Genomic DNA, 15,796 nt, shown 5'->3' on the forward strand with positions numbered 1-15,796 from the left:
ACCCCCCGAAGGGTGCCGGGCCGCCGTCGACGTGCCGGTGAGGGCCGTGTCAGCGCACGAACACTCCCGCGTCCCCCGCCAGCTCCAGGAAGTACTGGGGTGCGACGCCCAGCACCACCGTGACGGCCACGCCGACCCCGATCGCCGTCATCGTCAGCGGTGACGGCACCGCGACGGTCGGGCCCTCGGGGCGCGGCTCGCTGAAGAACATCAGGACGATCACGCGGATGTAGAAGAACGCCGCGATGGCCGACGCGATCACACCGACCACGACCAGCGGGGCCGCCCCGCCCTCCGCCGCCGCCTTGAACACGGCGAACTTCCCGGCGAAGCCGGAGGTCAGCGGGATGCCCGCGAAGGCCAGCAGGAACACCGCGAACACCGCCGCCACCAGCGGGGAGCGACGGCCGAGCCCAGCCCACTTCGACAGGTGCGTCGCCTCGCCGCCGGCGTCCCTCACCAGCGTGACCACCGCGAACGCGCCGATCGTCACGAACGAGTACGCCGCCAGATAGAAGAGGACGGACGAGATGCCCGACGGCGTGGTCGCGATGACACCCGCGAGGATGAAGCCCGCGTGCGAGATCGCCGAGTACGCCAGCAGCCGCTTGATGTCGGTCTGGGTGATCGCCACGATCGCGCCGACCAGCATGGTGACGATGGCGACGGCCCACATGACCGGCCGCCAGTCCCAGCGCAGGCCCGGCAGCACGACGTACAGGATCCGCAGCAGCGCGCCGAACGCGGCCACCTTGGTCGCCGCCGCCATGAAACCGGTCACCGGCGTCGGGGCGCCCTGGTACACGTCGGGCGTCCACATGTGGAAGGGGACGGCGCCGACCTTGAACAGCAGGCCCATGACCAGCAGCGCGGCGCCGACCAGCAGCAGCGCGTCGTTGCCCATGGTGTCGGCGAGCGCCGGGGTGACCTCCGGGACGGTGCCGTCGACGACCTGGGCGATCGTGGCGTACGACATCGAGCCCGAGTAGCCGTACAGCAGCGCGATGCCGAACAGCGTGAACGCGGAGGCGAACGCGCCGAGCAGGAAGTACTTGACCGCCGCCTCCTGCGACATCAGCCGCTTGCGGCGGGCCAGCGCGCACATCAGGTACAGCGGGAGCGAGAGGACTTCCAGCGCCACGAACAGCGTCAGCAGGTCGTTGGCCGCCGGGAAGACCAGCATGCCGGCGACCGCGAAGAGCAGCAGCGGGAACACCTCGGTGGTGGTGAACCCGGCCTTGACCGCCTTCTTCTCGCTGTCGCTGCCCGGTACGGACGCGGCCTGCGCGGCGAAGGAGTCCACCCGGTTGCCGTGCGCCTCCGGGTCGAGCCGGCGCTCGGCGAAGGTGAACAGGCCGACCAGGGCCGTCAGCAGGATCGTGCCCTGCAGGAACAGGGCCGGCCCGTCGACGGCGATGGCGCCCATCGCCGCGATGCCCGCCTTGGTCGTGCCGTAGCCGTCCGCGGCGAGCGCCACGACGGCGGCGAAGGCGGCGACGAGCGCGACCACGGCGACGAACATCTGTGCGTAGTAGCGGGTCTTGCGCGGTACGAACGCCTCGACCAGCACCCCGACGATCGCCGCGCCGACGATGATCAGGGTGGGTGCGAGCTGCCCGTATTCGATCTTCGGCGCGTCGATCTTCGAGATCGGGTCGGCCGCCGTTGTCCACAGGCTGTGGACGGCTGTTGCGCTCACTTGGCCGCCTCCACCTCGGGCCGGGGGTCCTTCTTCTCAACATCGGACATGGTGTGCTTCACCGCCGGGTTCACGACGTCCGTGACGGGCTTCGGGTAGACGCCCAGGAAGACCAGCAGCACGACCAGGGGCGCCACCACCGCGATCTCCCGCGCCCGCAGGTCGGGCATCGCGGAGACCTCGGGCTTCACCGGGCCGGTCATCGTCCGCTGGTACAGGACGAGGGTGTAGAGCGCGGCGAGGACGATGCCGAAGGTGGCGATGATGCCGATCACCGGATAGCGCGTGAACGTGCCGACCAGGACCAGGAACTCACTGACGAAGGGCGCGAGCCCCGGCAGCGAGAGGGTCGCGAGCCCGCCGATCAGGAAGGTGCCGGCGAGCACCGGGGCCACCTTCTGCACACCGCCGAAGTCGGCGATGAGCCGCGAGCCGCGCCGCGAGATCAGGAACCCGGCGATCAGCATCAGCACGGCGGTCGAGATGCCGTGGTTGACCATGTAGAGCGTCGCCCCGGACTGGCCCTGGCTGGTCATCGCGAAGATGCCCATGATGATGAAGCCGAAGTGCGAGATCGACGCGTACGCGATCAGCCGCTTGATGTCGCGCTGGCCGACCGCGAGCAGCGCGCCGTAGATGATGCTGATGACCGCCAGTACGAGGATGGCGGGCGTCGCCCACTTGCTGGCCTCCGGGAACAGCCCGAGGCAGAAGCGGAGCATCGCGAAGGTGCCCACCTTGTCGACGACCGCCGTGATCAGCACGGCCACCGGGGCGGTGGACTCCTGCATGGCGTTGGGCAGCCAGGTGTGCAGCGGCCACAGCGGCGCCTTCACCGCGAAGGCGAAGAAGAAGCCGAGGAACAGCCAGCGCTCGGTGTTCGTCGCCATGTCGAGCGAGCCGTTGGCCCGCGCCTCGGCGATCTCGGTGAGCGAGAAGTTCCCGGCGACCACGTACAGCCCGATCACCGCGGCCAGCATGACCAGACCGCCGGCCAGGTTGTAGAGCAGGAACTTCACCGCCGCGTACGACCGTTGCGTCGCCGCCGTCTCCTCGCCGTGCTCGTGGGCACGGTCCCCGAAGCCGCCGATGAGGAAGTACAGCGGGATGAGCATGGCTTCGAAGAAGATGTAGAAGAGGAAGACGTCGGTGGCCTCGAAGGAGAGGATCACCATCGCCTCGACGGCCAGGATCAGGGCGAAGAAGCCCTGCGTCGGCCGCCACCTCTTGCTACCGGTCTCCAGCGGGTCGGCGTCGTGCCAGCCCGCGAGGACGATGAACGGGATCAGCAGGGCGGTCAGCGCGATCAGCGCCACCGCGATGCCGTCCACGCCCAGCTCGTACCGCACGCCGAAGTCCGCGATCCAGGCGTGGGACTCGGTGAGCTGGTAGCGGTCGCCGTCCGGGTCGAACCGCACCAGGACGACGACCGCCAGGACGAGCGTGGCGAGCGAGAACAGCAGGGCCAGCCATTTGGCGGCCGTGCGCTTCGCGGCCGGTACGGCGGCCGTGGCGATCGCCCCGATGGCCGGGAGCGCCGCCGTCGCTGTCAGCAGAGGAAAGGACATCGGTATCAGACCGCCCTCATCAGCAGGGTCGCGGCGACGAGGACCGCCGCGCCGCCGAACATCGAGACCGCGTAGGACCGCGCGAAGCCGTTCTGCAGCCTGCGCATCCGCCCGGACAGGCCGCCCATGGAGGCCGCCGTGCCGTTGACGACCCCGTCGACCAGGGTGTGGTCGACGTACACCAGCGAGCGGGTGAGGTGCTCACCGCCGCGGACCAGGACCACGTGGTTGAAGTCGTCCTGGAGCAGGTCGCGCCGGGCGGCCCGGGTGAGCAGCGACCCGCGCGGGGCGACGGCCGGCACCGGACGGCGCCCGTACTGGGCCCAGGCGACCGCCACGCCGATGACCATCACGGCGACCGTGGAGGCGGTCACCGTCATCGCGCTGATCGGCGCGTGACCGTGGTCGTGGCCGGTGACGGGCTCCAGCCAGTGCATGAAGCGGTCGCCGATGCTGAAGAAGGCACCGCCCGCGACCGATCCGACGGCCAGCACGATCATCGGGATCGTCATGACCTTCGGGGACTCGTGCGGGTGCGGCGGCGTGTACTCGCCGCGCGTCTCGGCGGCGGGCTCCACGTCCGGCTCGGCCGGGGACGGCGTCGGGGCGTTGCGCCAGCGCTCCTCGCCGAAGAACGTCATCAGCATCACGCGCGTCATGTAGTACGCGGTGATGGCCGCGCCCAGCAGGGCGCAGGCGCCGAGGATCCAGCCCTCGGTGCCGCCCTTGGCGAAAGCGGACTCGATGATCTTGTCCTTGGAGAAGAAGCCGGACAGGCCCGGGAAGCCGATGATGGCGAGGTAGCCGAGGCCGAAGGTGACGAACGTGACCGGCATGTACCTACGAAGGCCGCCGTAGCGTCGCATGTCGACCTCGTCGTTCATGCCGTGCATCACGGAACCGGCGCCGAGGAACAGTCCGGCCTTGAAGAAGCCGTGCGTCACCAGGTGCATGATCGCGAAGACGTAGCCGATGGGGCCGAGGCCGGCGGCGAGCACCATGTAGCCGATCTGCGACATGGTCGAGCCGGCCAGCGCCTTCTTGATGTCGTCCTTCGCGCAACCGACGATCGCACCGAACAGCAGCGTGACCGCGCCGACGATGGTGACGACCAGTTGGGCGTCCGGGGCGCCGTTGAAGACGGCCGCCGAGCGGACGATCAGGTACACGCCCGCCGTCACCATGGTCGCGGCGTGGATCAGGGCCGAGACGGGGGTCGGGCCCTCCATCGCGTCCCCGAGCCAGGACTGCAGCGGCACCTGGGCGGACTTGCCGCAGGCGGCGAGCAGCAGCATCAGCGCGATCGCGGTGAGCTTGCCCTCACCGGCCTGCCCGGCGAGACCGGGCTCCTCCAGGGTGCCGAGCACCGGCCCGAAGGCGAAGGTGCCGAACCACAGGAACATCAGCATGATCGCGATGGACAGGCCCATGTCGCCGACGCGGTTGACCAGGAAGGCCTTCTTCGCCGCCGTCGCCGCGCTGGGCTTGTGCTGCCAGAAGCCGATCAGCAGGTAGGAGGCGAGTCCGACGCCCTCCCAGCCGACGTACAGCAGCAGGTAGTTGTCGGCGAGGACGAGGATCAGCATCGCCGCGAGGAACAGGTTCAGATAGCCGAAGAAGCGGCGGCGCCGCTCGTCGTGCTCCATGTACCCGACGGAGTACAGGTGGATCAGCGAGCCGACGCCGGTGATCAGCAGGACGAACGTCATCGACAGCTGGTCGAGCCGGAAGGCGACGTCGGCCTGGAAGCCCTCCACCGGGATCCAGCTGAACAGGTGCTGCGTGACGGTGCGTTCCTCGGCGCCCTTGCCCAGCAGGTCGGTGAACAGCACCAGGCCGAGCACGAAGGAGACGGCCGCGAGCAGCGTGCCGATCCAGTGGCCGACGGCGTCCAGCCGGCGTCCGCCGCACAGCAGGACCGCCGCTCCGAGCAGGGGCGCCGCCACCAGCAGCGCAATCAGGTTCTCCACGATTCAGCAGCCCCTCACAGCTTCATCAGGCTGGCGTCGTCGACCGAGGCCGAGTGGCGGGAACGGAACAGGGACACGATGATCGCCAGCCCGACCACGACCTCCGCGGCGGCGACGACCATCGTGAAGAACGCGATGATCTGACCGTCGAGGTTGCCGTGCATCCGGGAGAAGGCGACGAACGCGAGGTTGCAGGCGTTGAGCATGAGCTCGACGCACATGAACACGACGATCGCGTTGCGCCTGATCAGTACGCCGGTGGCGCCGATCGTGAACAGCAGCGCGGCCAGGTACAGGTAGTTCACGGGGTTCACTTCGACGCCTCCTCGGCCCGCTTGAAGGTCGGCGCGTCGATCGCGGTGCGCTCCAGGCGCTCCTCCGCGCGCTGCTCCATCGCCCGCAGGTCGTTGATCGCCTCCTGCGACACGTCACGGATCTGGCCGCGCTCCCGCAGCGTCTTGCTGACGGTGAGGTCCGACGGGGTGCCGTCGGGCAGCAGGCCCGCGATGTCCACGGCGTTGTGCCGGGCGTACACACCGGGCGCCGGCAGCGGCGGCAGGTACTTGCCCTCGCGCACGCGCTGCTCGGCCAGCTCCCGCTGCGTCTTGGCGCGCTCGGTGCGCTCCCGGTGGGTGAGCACCATGGCGCCGACGGCGGCCGTGATGAGCAGGGCGCCGGTGATCTCGAAGGCGAAGACGTACTTGGTGAAGAGGAGGGCCGCCAGGCCCTCCACGTTGCCGCCCGCGTTCGCCTCGCCGATGCCGTTGAACTCGCTGAGCGAGGCGTTCCCGATCCCGCCGATCAGCAGGATGCCGAAGCCGAGCCCGCACAGCAGGGCCAGCCAGCGCTGGCCCTTGATGGTCTCCTTCAGGGAGTCCGCCGCGGTGACGCCGACGAGCATCACCACGAACAGGAACAGCATCATGATCGCGCCGGTGTAGACGATGATCTGGACGACGCCCAGGAAGTAGGCGCCGTTGGCCAGGTAGAACACCGCCAGGATGATCATGGTGCCGGCGAGGCAGAGCGCGCTGTGCACGGCCCGCTTCATGAAGACGGTGCACAGGGCGCCGATCACGGCGACCGTGCCGAGGATCCAGAACTGGAAGGCCTCTCCGGTGGAGGTGCCGGCAGAGAGAGTCGCCGCGGCGGCGAGCTGCCCGGTCATCGCCCGATCACCTTCTCCGACGCCGGTTCCTCCGGGCCGAAGGTGGAGGCGGCCTCCTGCACGACCTCGCCCTTGGAGTGGGCTGCCTGCTGCTCCGTACCGGGCGCGGCCTCGGTCACCAGGCCCCGGTAGTAGTCCTGTTCGTCGGTGCCCGGGTACATGGCGTGCGGGGAGTCGACCATGCCCTCCTCCAGACCGGCGAGCAGCTGCTCCTTGGTGTAGATGAGGTTGGCGCGGCTGGAGTCCGCCAGCTCGAACTCGTTGGTCATCGTCAGCGCGCGTGTGGGGCACGCCTCGATGCACAGCCCGCACAGGATGCAGCGGGCGTAGTTGATCTGGTAGACGCGGCCGTACCGCTCGCCGGGCGAGTAGCGCTCCTCGTCGGTGTTGTCCGCGCCCTCGACGTAGATCGCGTCGGCGGGACAGGCCCAGGCGCACAGCTCGCAGCCGACGCACTTCTCCAGGCCGTCCGGATGGCGGTTGAGCTGGTGCCGTCCGTGGAAACGCGGAGCGGTGGTCTTCTGCTGCTCCGGGTACTGCTCGGTCAGCCGCTTCTTGAACATGGCCTTGAAGGTCACGCCGAAGCCGGCCACGGGGTTCAGGAAACCGGGCTCGGTCTCCTTGGGCTCCTCAGCCATCGGACGCCTCCTTTCCATCCGTGGATCCGACCGGAGATCCGTCACTCTGAGTATCGGGGGCACCACTGACAATCAGCTCCCGCTCCCGGCGCGGACGGCGTCGCGGCACCGGCGGCGACTCCTGTCCCGGCAGCGGTGGTACGGGGAATCCGCCGCCCATGGGGTCGAAGGCGGGCGGGCCCCCGGCGGGCTGCCCGGCCTCCTTCCCCTTGCCGCGGAACAGGTCGGCGACGAAGGACAGCAGCAGGAGGGCGAGGACGGCACCGCCGATGTAGAGGGCGATGTCGGCGAAGTCGTAGTTCTCGTTCCGCAGCGCCCGCACGGTGGCGACGAGCATCAGCCACACCAGGGAGACCGGGATGAGGACCTTCCAGCCGAGCTTCATCAGCTGGTCGTAGCGCACGCGCGGGAGCGTGCCGCGCAGCCACACGAAGCCGAACAGCAGGGAGAGGAGCTTGCCGGTGAACCAGAGCATCGGCCACCAGCCGTGGTTCGCGCCCTCCCAGAAGGTGCTGATCGGCCACGGGGCCCGCCAGCCGCCCAGGAAGAGGGTCACGGCGACGGCCGAGACGGTCACCATGTTGATGTACTCGGCGAGCATGAACATCGCGAACTTGATCGACGAGTACTCGGTGTTGAAGCCGCCGACCAGGTCGCCCTCGGACTCCGGCATGTCGAAGGGGGCGCGGTTGGTCTCGCCGACCATCGTCACGATGTAGATGAGGAAGGACACCGGCAGCAGCAGGATGTACCAGCGGTCGGTCTGCTGCTCGACGATCGTCGACGTCGACATCGACCCCGAGTACAGGAACACGGAGGCGAACGCGGCGCCCATGGCGATCTCGTACGAGATCATCTGCGCGCAGGAGCGCAGGCCGCCGAGGAGCGGATAGGTGGAGCCGGAGCTCCAGCCCGCCAGGACGATGCCGTAGATGCCGACCGAGGCGACCGCGAGGATGTACAGCATCGCGATCGGCAGGTCGGTGAGCTGCATGGTGGTGCGCTGGCCGAAGATCGAGACCTCGTTGCCGGCCGGGCCGAAGGGGATCACCGCGAACGCCATGAAGGCCGGGATGGCCGCGACGATCGGCGCGAGGACGTAGACGGCCTTGTCCGCGCGTTTGACGATGACGTCTTCCTTGAGCATCAGCTTCACGCCGTCGGCGAGCGACTGGAGCATGCCCCAGGGGCCGTGCCGGTTGGGGCCGATGCGCAGCTGCATCCAGGCGACGACCTTGCGCTCCATGACGATGGAGATCAGCACGGTCACCATCAGGAAGGCGAAGCAGAACACCGCCTTGACGACGACCAGCCACCAGGGGTCTGTGCCGAACATCGAGAGGTCTTCAGCGGCGAGGTACGGGCTCATGCCTCCACCTCCTCGGTGGCCTCGTCGGCGGGCGTCGCCGGGCCGATACGGACGAGTGAGCCGGGCAGTGCCCCGGTGCCGGAGGCGACGCCGCCGCCGACGGAGTTCAGCGGGAGCCACACCACGCGGTCGGGCATCTCGGTGACGGCCAGGGGCAGCCGGACCGTTCCGGCGGTGCCGGTCACCGCGAGCAGGTCGCCGTCCTTGACGCCGGCCTCGGCGGCCGTGGCGGCCGACACGCGCGCGTGGGCGGCGTGCCGGGTGCCGGCGAGCGCCTCGTCGCCGAGTTGCAGGAGGCCGTGGTCGAGCAGCAGCCGGTGCCCGGCGAGCACGGCCTCCCCGGCGGCCGGCCGGGGCAGCGCGCCCGCGGTCTCCAGCGGGTCGGTGGCCCGGGGGCCGTCCCAGGCGCCGAGCCGGTCGAGCTCCGCGCGGATGGTGCGCAGGTCCGGCAGTCCCAGGTGGACGTCCATGGCGTCGGCCAGCATCTGCAGCACGCGCGCGTCGGTGGGCGCGAGCCGCCGGGTCATCTGGTCGGGCTTGAGCGCCGCCTCGAACATGCGGACCCTGCCTTCCCAGTTGAGGAAGGTGCCGGTCTTCTCCGCGACCGCGGCGACCGGCAGGACGACGTCGGCGAGTTCGGTGACCTCGCTGGGCCGCAGCTCCAGCGACACCACGAACCCGGCCTCGGCGAGCGCCGCACGCGCGCGTGCCGGGTCGGGCAGGTCGGCGACCTCCACGCCCGCGACCAGCAGCGCCTGGAGCTCGCCGCGGGCCGCCGCCTCGACGATCTGCCCGGTGTCGCGGCCGTAGCGGTGCGGCAGTTCGGCGACGCCCCACGCGGCGGCGATCTCCTCACGCGCGCGCGGATCGGTCGACGGGCGGCCGCCGGGCAGCAGCGCCGGCAGCGCACCCGCCTCCACGGCGCCCCGCTCCCCGGCCCGGCGCGGGATCCACACCAGCCGGGCGCCGGTGGCGGCGGCGAACCGGACGGCCGCGGTCAGGCCGCCCCGTACGGCCGCCAGCCGCTCGCCGACGACGATGACCGCGCCCTCGCCCCGCAGCGCCTCGGCGGCCCCGGCCCCGTCGCCCTGCAGGCCGACGCCGCCGGCCAGGGCGTCCAGCCACTCGGTCTCGGTGCCGGGAGCCGCCGGCAGCAGCGTGCCGCCGGCCTTCTCCAGCCCGCGCGTGGCGTGCGTGGCCAGGGCGAACGTCTTCTGTCCGTGCTTGCGCCAGGCCTTGCGCAGCCGCAGGAAGACGCCGGGCGCCTCCTCCTCGGACTCGAACCCGACCAGCAGAACCGCGGGCGCCTTCTCCAGGTGCGTGTACGTGACGCCCGTACCGTCGAGATCACGGCCGCGGCCCGCCACCCGCGCGGCGAGGAAGTCGGCCTCCTCGGCGCTGTGCACGCGCGCGCGGAAGTCGATGTCGTTGGTGGCGAGCGCCACCCGCGCGAACTTGCTGTACGCGTAGGCGTCCTCGACGGTGAGCCGGCCGCCGGTCAGGACACCGGTGCGACCGCGCGAGGCCAGCAGTCCCTGTGCCGCGATCCGCAGCGCGTCCGGCCAGGACGCCGGCTCCAGCTCACCCTCCGGGTTGCGCACCAGCGGCGTGTCGAGGCGGTCCCGCAGCTGCGCGTACCGGAACCCGAAGCGCCCCTTGTCGCACATCCACTCCTCGTTGACCTCGGGGTCGTGGGCGGCGAGCCGCCGCATGACCTTGCCGCGCCGGTGGTCGGTGCGGGTGGCGCAGCCGCCGGAGCAGTGCTCGCACACCGACGGCGACGAGATCAGGTCGAAGGGGCGGGAGCGGAACCGGTACGCCGCCGAGGTGAGCGCGCCGACCGGGCAGATCTGGATGGTGTTGCCGGAGAAGTACGACTCGAAGGGGTCGCCCTCGCCGGTGCCGACCTGCTGGAGAGCGCCCCGCTCGATCAGTTCGATCATCGGGTCGCCGGCGACCTGGTTGGAGAACCGGGTGCAGCGGGCGCACAGCACGCACCGCTCGCGGTCGAGCAGCACCTGCGTGGAGATCGGGACGGGCTTCTCGTAGGTGCGCTTCTTGCCCTCGAAGCGGGACTCGGCCTGGCCGTGCGACATGGCCTGGTTCTGCAGCGGGCACTCGCCGCCCTTGTCGCAGACCGGGCAGTCCAGCGGGTGGTTGATGAGCAGCAGCTCCATCACACCCTTCTGGGCCTTCTCCGCGACCGGCGAGGAGAGCTGGGTCTTCACCACCATCCCGTCGGTGCAGGTGATGGTGCAGGACGCCATGGGCTTGCGCTGGCCCTCGACCTCGACGATGCACTGGCGGCAGGCGCCCGCCGGGTCGAGGAGCGGGTGGTCGCAGAACCGGGGGATCTCGATGCCGAGCTGCTCGGCGGCCCGGATGACCAGGGTGCCCTTGGGCACGCTGATCTCGGCGCCGTCGATGGTCAGCGTCACGAGGTCCTCGGGCGGGACCGCCGCCTCTCCGCCTCCGGAGGGAGCGCTGGTGGTCACAGTCATGCGTTCACCTCCGTACGGTGGTCGGCCCAGGCCGTCGACCTGGCCGGGTCGAAGGGGCAGCCGCGGCCCGTGATGTGCTCCTCGTACTCCTCGCGGAAGTACTTGAGCGAGGAGAAGATCGGCGAGGCGGCGCCGTCGCCGAGGGCGCAGAAGGACTTGCCGTTGATGTTGTCGGCGATGTCGTTCAGCTTGTCGAGGTCGGCCATCTGTCCCTTGCCGGCCTCGATGTCCCGCATCAGCTGGACCAGCCAGTACGTGCCCTCGCGGCAGGGCGTGCACTTGCCGCAGGACTCGTGGGCGTAGAACTCGGTCCAGCGGGTGACGGCGCGGACGACGCAGGTCGTCTCGTCGAAGCACTGCAGGGCTTTCGTGCCGAGCATGGAACCCGCGGCGCCCACTCCTTCGTAGTCGAGAGGGACGTCGAGGTGCTCGTCGGTGAACATCGGCGTCGAGGAGCCGCCCGGCGTCCAGAACTTCAGCCGGTGGCCCGGGCGCATCCCGCCGCTCATCTCCAGCAGCTGGCGCAGCGTGATGCCGAGGGGCGCCTCGTACTGTCCGGGGCTGGCGACGTGGCCGCTGAGGGAATAGAGAGTGAAGCCGGGGGACTTCTCGCTTCCCATCGAGCGGAACCATTCCTTGCCCCGGTTCATGATGGCGGGAACCGACGCGATCGACTCGACGTTGTTCACCACAGTCGGGCACGCGTAGAGGCCCGCGACGGCAGGAAAGGGGGGACGGAGCCGCGGTTGACCCCGGCGGCCTTCGAGCGAGTCGAGCAGTGCGGTCTCCTCACCGCAGATGTACGCGCCCGCGCCCGCGTGCACGGTGAGTTCGAGGTCGAGTCCGCTGCCCAGGATGTTCTCGCCGAGGAAGCCGGCCGCGTAGGCCTCGCGCACGGCCTCGTGCAACCGCCGCAGCACCGGTACGACTTCACCACGCAGATAGATGAAGGCATGAGACGACCTGATGGCATGACAGGCGATGACAATGCCCTCGATGAGGCTGTGCGGGTTCGCGAAGAGGAGCGGAATGTCCTTGCACGTTCCGGGCTCCGACTCGTCGGCGTTGACAACTAGATAGTGGGGTTTTCCATCCCCCTGGGGAATGAACTGCCATTTCATTCCCGTCGGGAAGCCGGCGCCGCCGCGCCCGCGCAGACCGGACTCCTTGACGTACGCGATGACGTCGTCCGGTGACATGGCGAGCGCCTTTCGAAGCCCCTCGTACCCCTCGTGCCTCTTGTAGACGTCCAGCGTCCAGGACTCGTCCTCGTCCCAGAAGGCCGACAGCACGGGTGCGAGCAGCTTCTCCGGGCTCATGTCCTTGAGTTCGGGTGCCAAGGTCATCACTCCCCCTCCTCGGCGACGGGACCCGACGGGTTGGAGGGGCGAGGCGAAGCCTCTCCATCACGGGTGGTGGCGGGTGACGGGTGGGCGGGATCGGAGGCCGACGTGTCCTGCGGCGCGTCGTGCGAGCTGAGGTGCTCCGTCGGCGACGGCTCGTGCGGCGGGGTGTCCCGGGGTGCCTCACCGCGCGGGTGCACCACACGCGCGGGTGCGGCCTCTCCCTTGGCCAGCTTCAGGCCGATCAGGGAAGCGGGGCCCGCACTGCCGGTGGCCTCGACGGCTCCCTCGCGCGTGTCGGGGAAGCCGGCCAGGATGCGGGCGGTCTCCTTGAAGGTGCACAGGGGCGCCCCGCGCGTGGGCTCGACCGGGCGGCCGGCGCGCAGGTCGTCGACCATGCGCTTGGCGCTCTCGGGGGTCTGGTTGTCGAAGAACTCCCAGTTCACCATCACCACGGGCGCGAAGTCGCAGGCCGCGTTGCACTCGATGTGCTCCAGGGTGACCTTGCCGTCGTCGGTGGTCTGGCCGTTGCCGACGCCCAGGTGCTCCTGGAGCTCCTCGAAGATCGCGTCGCCGCCCATGACGGCGCACAGGGTGTTGGTGCACACCCCGACCTGGTAGTCACCGCTCGGCCGACGCCGGTACATGGTGTAGAAGGTGGCGACCGCGGTCACCTCCGCGGTGGTCAGGTCCAGCATCTCCGCGCAGAACCGCATCCCGGTGCGCGTGACGTGGCCCTCCTCCGACTGCACGAGGTGCAGCAGAGGCAGGAGGGCGGACCGGGAGTCCGGGTAGCGGGCGATGACCTCGCGCGCGTCGGTCTCCAGCCGGGCCCGGACGTCGTCCGGGTAGGCGGGTGCGGGCAGTTCGGGCATGCCCAGGCTGACGCCCCGCTCGGACCGCTCCGAAGAAGAGGTGGTCACCGGTCGACGCCTCCCATCACGGGGTCGATGGACGCGACGGCTACGATGACGTCGGCGACCTGGCCGCCCTCGCACATCGCCGCCATGGCCTGCAGGTTGGTGAAGGACGGGTCGCGGAAGTGGACCCGGTAGGGGCGGGTGCCGCCGTCGGAAACGACATGCGCCCCGAGCTCGCCCTTGGGCGACTCGACCGCCGCGTACGCCTGTCCCGGCGGGACGCGGAAACCCTCGGTGACCAGCTTGAAGTGGTGGATCAGGGCCTCCATGGAGGTGCCCATGATCTTCTTGATGTGGTCGAGGGAGTTGCCCAGTCCGTCCGGTCCCAGGGCGAGCTGGGCGGGCCAGGCGATCTTCTTGTCGGCGACCATGACCGGTCCGGGCTGGAGCCGGTCCAGGCACTGCTCGACGATGTGCAGCGACTGGCGCATCTCCTCCAGCCGGATCAGGAAGCGGCCGTAGGAGTCACAGGTGTCGGCGGTCGGGATCTCGAAGTCGTAGGTCTCGTATCCGCAGTACGGCTGTGCCTTGCGCAGGTCGTGCGGCAGGCCGGTGGAGCGCAGGATCGGGCCGGTGGCGCCGAGGGCCATGCAGCCGGCCAGGTCGAGGTAGCCGACGTCCTGCATGCGGGCCTTGAAGATGGGGTTCCCGGTGGCGAGCTTGTCGTACTCCGGGAGGTTCTTCCGCATCTTCTTCACGAACTCGCGGATCTGGTCCACCGCGCCGGGCGGCAGGTCCTGGGCGAGTCCGCCGGGGCGGATGTACGCGTGGTTCATCCGCAGGCCGGTGATCAGCTCGTAGATGTCGAGAATCAGTTCACGATCACGGAATCCGTAGATCATGATCGTGGTGGCGCCGAGTTCCATGCCGCCGGTGGCGATGCACACCAGGTGGGAGGAGAGCCGGTTCAGCTCCATCAGGAGCACCCGGATGACGGTGGCCCGGTCCGGGATCTGGTCCTCGATGCCGAGGAGCTTCTCGACGCCCAGGCAGTACGCCGTCTCGTTGAAGAACGACGTCAGGTAGTCCATGCGCGTCACGAACGTGGTGCCCTGGGTCCACGTGCGGTACTCGAGGTTCTTCTCGATGCCGGTGTGGAGGTAGCCGATGCCGCAGCGGGCCTCGGTGACCGTCTCGCCGTCGATCTCCAGGATCAGACGGAGCACTCCGTGGGTGGATGGGTGCTGCGGACCCATGTTGACGACGATGCGCTCGTCGTCGGCGCGGGCCGCGGTCTCGACGACCTCGTCCCAGTCTCCGCCGGTGACCGTGTACACGGTGCCCTCGGTGGTCTCCCGAGGGGAGGCGTGCGAAGTGCTCATGAGTACGACCTCCGCTGGTCCGGAGCCGGGATCTGGGCGCCCTTGTACTCGACGGGGATGCCGCCGAGGGGATAGTCCTTGCGCTGCGGATGGCCCTGCCAGTCGTCCGGCATCATGATCCGCGTGAGGGCCGGGTGACCGTCGAAGACGATGCCGTAGAAGTCGTACGTCTCGCGCTCGTGCCAGTCGTTCGTCGGATAGACGGAGAACAGCGACGGGATGTGCGGGTCGCTGTCGGGAGCGCTGACTTCGAGACGGATCAGCCGGTTGTGGGTGATCGAGCGCAGGTGGTAGACGGCGTGCAGCTCGCGTCCCTTGTCGTTCGGGTAGTGCACGCCGCTGACGCCGGTGCACAGCTCGAAGCGCAGGGCGGGGTCGTCGCGCAGGGTGCGGGCGACCCGGACCAGGTGCTCGCGCTCGATGTGGAAGGTGAGTTCGCCGCGGTCGACGACCGTCTTCTCGATGGCGTTCTCCGGGAGCAGGTCCTGCTCCTCCAGCGCGCCCTCCAGCTCGTCGGCGACCTCGTCGAACCAGCCGCCGTAGGGGCGGGACGCCGGTCCCGGGAGCCGGACGGAGCGGACGAGTCCGCCGTAGCCGGAGGTGTCACCGCCGTTGTCGGCGCCGAACATGCCGCGCTGGACGCGGATCTCCTCGCCGCCCTGTCCGCGCTGGCCGGGGAGGTTCTCGGCGGAGAGGTCCTTCTCGGGGTTGGTCCCGTTCGACCCGTTCGCGTCGCTCATCGCAGCAGCCCCTTCATCTCGATCGTGGGCAGGGCCTTGAGCGCCGCCTCCTCCGCCTCGCGGGCGGCCTCCTCGGCGTTCACGCCGAGCTTGGAGGTCTGGATCTTCTGGTGGAGCTTGAGGATGGCGTCCATCAGCATCTCGGGGCGGGGCGGGCAGCCGGGGAGATAGATGTCGACCGGGACGACGTGGTCGACGCCCTGCACGATCGCGTAGTTGTTGAACATGCCGCCCGAGGAGGCGCAGACCCCCATGGAGATCACCCACTTGGGGTTCGGCATCTGGTCGTAGACCTGCCGCAGCACCGGCGCCATCTTCTGGCTGACCCGCCCGGCGACGATCATGAGGTCCGCCTGCCGCGGTGATCCGCGGAAGACCTCCATGCCGAAGCGCGCCAGGTCGTAGCGGCCGGCGCCGGTGGTCATCATCTCGATGGCACAGCAGGCGAGGCCGAACGTGGCGGGGAAGACGGACGACTTGCGCACCCAGCCCGCGGCCTGCTCGACGGTGGTCAGCAGGAATCCGCTCGGCAGCTTTTCTTCGAGTCCCATGACTAGT

At 69.7% G+C, this 15,796-nt stretch carries 13 protein-coding genes; all 13 read right to left on the bottom strand.

Going from position 1 to position 15,796, the window contains the following annotated elements; all coding sequences use genetic code 11:
- Positions 1 to 49: 49 nt before the first annotated feature.
- Genes nuoN through AMK33_RS12470 form a run of 13 tightly spaced genes read right to left on the bottom strand, consistent with a single transcriptional unit; the run spans position 50 to position 15,789 of the window.
- Entirely contained in the window at positions 50 to 1,699 is a 1,650-nt protein-coding gene (gene nuoN / locus AMK33_RS12410) for an NADH-quinone oxidoreductase subunit NuoN (RefSeq protein ID WP_073932841.1), read from the bottom strand.
- Positions 1,696 to 3,267 carry an NADH-quinone oxidoreductase subunit M gene (locus AMK33_RS12415; RefSeq protein ID WP_073932842.1) on the bottom strand — a complete coding sequence of 524 codons (1,572 nt, stop codon included), beginning with the start codon at positions 3,265 to 3,267 and terminating at the stop codon, positions 1,696 to 1,698. Before AMK33_RS12415 ends, nuoN begins: the two co-directional genes overlap by 4 nt.
- Positions 3,268 to 3,272: 5 nt before the next feature.
- On the bottom strand, positions 3,273 to 5,237 hold the full coding sequence (nuoL, locus tag AMK33_RS12420; protein WP_073932843.1) for an NADH-quinone oxidoreductase subunit L: 1,965 nt from the start codon (positions 5,235 to 5,237) through the stop codon (positions 3,273 to 3,275).
- Between the two features lie 14 nt (positions 5,238 to 5,251).
- Complete coding sequence (nuoK, locus tag AMK33_RS12425; protein ID WP_004927567.1) at positions 5,252 to 5,551, bottom strand: NADH-quinone oxidoreductase subunit NuoK; 300 nt, start codon at positions 5,549 to 5,551, stop codon at positions 5,252 to 5,254.
- The gene (locus tag AMK33_RS12430) at positions 5,548 to 6,405 is read right to left on the bottom strand and encodes an NADH-quinone oxidoreductase subunit J (RefSeq protein WP_073932844.1); all 858 of its coding nucleotides are present in this window, start codon (positions 6,403 to 6,405) and stop codon (positions 5,548 to 5,550) included. Before AMK33_RS12430 ends, nuoK begins: the two co-directional genes overlap by 4 nt.
- A complete protein-coding gene (gene nuoI / locus AMK33_RS12435) occupies positions 6,402 to 7,043 on the bottom strand; it encodes an NADH-quinone oxidoreductase subunit NuoI (RefSeq protein ID WP_073932845.1) in 642 nt (213 codons plus the stop codon). Before nuoI ends, AMK33_RS12430 begins: the two co-directional genes overlap by 4 nt.
- A complete protein-coding gene (gene nuoH / locus AMK33_RS12440) occupies positions 7,036 to 8,412 on the bottom strand; it encodes an NADH-quinone oxidoreductase subunit NuoH (protein WP_073932846.1) in 1,377 nt (458 codons plus the stop codon). The genes nuoI and nuoH overlap by 8 nt, the downstream gene beginning before the upstream one ends.
- The gene (locus tag AMK33_RS12445) at positions 8,409 to 10,913 is read right to left on the bottom strand and encodes an NADH-quinone oxidoreductase subunit G (RefSeq protein WP_073932847.1); all 2,505 of its coding nucleotides are present in this window, start codon (positions 10,911 to 10,913) and stop codon (positions 8,409 to 8,411) included. The genes nuoH and AMK33_RS12445 overlap by 4 nt, the downstream gene beginning before the upstream one ends.
- Complete coding sequence (gene nuoF, locus AMK33_RS12450; protein WP_073932848.1) at positions 10,910 to 12,259, bottom strand: NADH-quinone oxidoreductase subunit NuoF; 1,350 nt, start codon at positions 12,257 to 12,259, stop codon at positions 10,910 to 10,912. The genes AMK33_RS12445 and nuoF overlap by 4 nt, the downstream gene beginning before the upstream one ends.
- Positions 12,259 to 13,179 carry an NADH-quinone oxidoreductase subunit NuoE gene (gene nuoE, locus AMK33_RS12455; RefSeq protein ID WP_073932849.1) on the bottom strand — a complete coding sequence of 307 codons (921 nt, stop codon included), beginning with the start codon at positions 13,177 to 13,179 and terminating at the stop codon, positions 12,259 to 12,261. The genes nuoF and nuoE overlap by 1 nt, the downstream gene beginning before the upstream one ends.
- On the bottom strand, positions 13,176 to 14,498 hold the full coding sequence (locus tag AMK33_RS12460) for an NADH-quinone oxidoreductase subunit D (protein ID WP_073932850.1): 1,323 nt from the start codon (positions 14,496 to 14,498) through the stop codon (positions 13,176 to 13,178). Before AMK33_RS12460 ends, nuoE begins: the two co-directional genes overlap by 4 nt.
- Positions 14,495 to 15,238, bottom strand: coding sequence for an NADH-quinone oxidoreductase subunit C (locus tag AMK33_RS12465; protein ID WP_073932851.1), 744 nt, complete (start codon positions 15,236 to 15,238; stop codon positions 14,495 to 14,497). The genes AMK33_RS12460 and AMK33_RS12465 overlap by 4 nt, the downstream gene beginning before the upstream one ends.
- Positions 15,235 to 15,789 carry a NuoB/complex I 20 kDa subunit family protein gene (locus AMK33_RS12470; RefSeq protein ID WP_016640165.1) on the bottom strand — a complete coding sequence of 185 codons (555 nt, stop codon included), beginning with the start codon at positions 15,787 to 15,789 and terminating at the stop codon, positions 15,235 to 15,237. Before AMK33_RS12470 ends, AMK33_RS12465 begins: the two co-directional genes overlap by 4 nt.
- Positions 15,790 to 15,796 lie beyond the last annotated feature (7 nt).

The sequence above is a fragment of the Streptomyces sp. CB02400 genome (genome assembly GCF_001905725.1).
In the GTDB taxonomy this organism is placed as follows: domain Bacteria; phylum Actinomycetota; class Actinomycetes; order Streptomycetales; family Streptomycetaceae; genus Streptomyces; species Streptomyces atrovirens.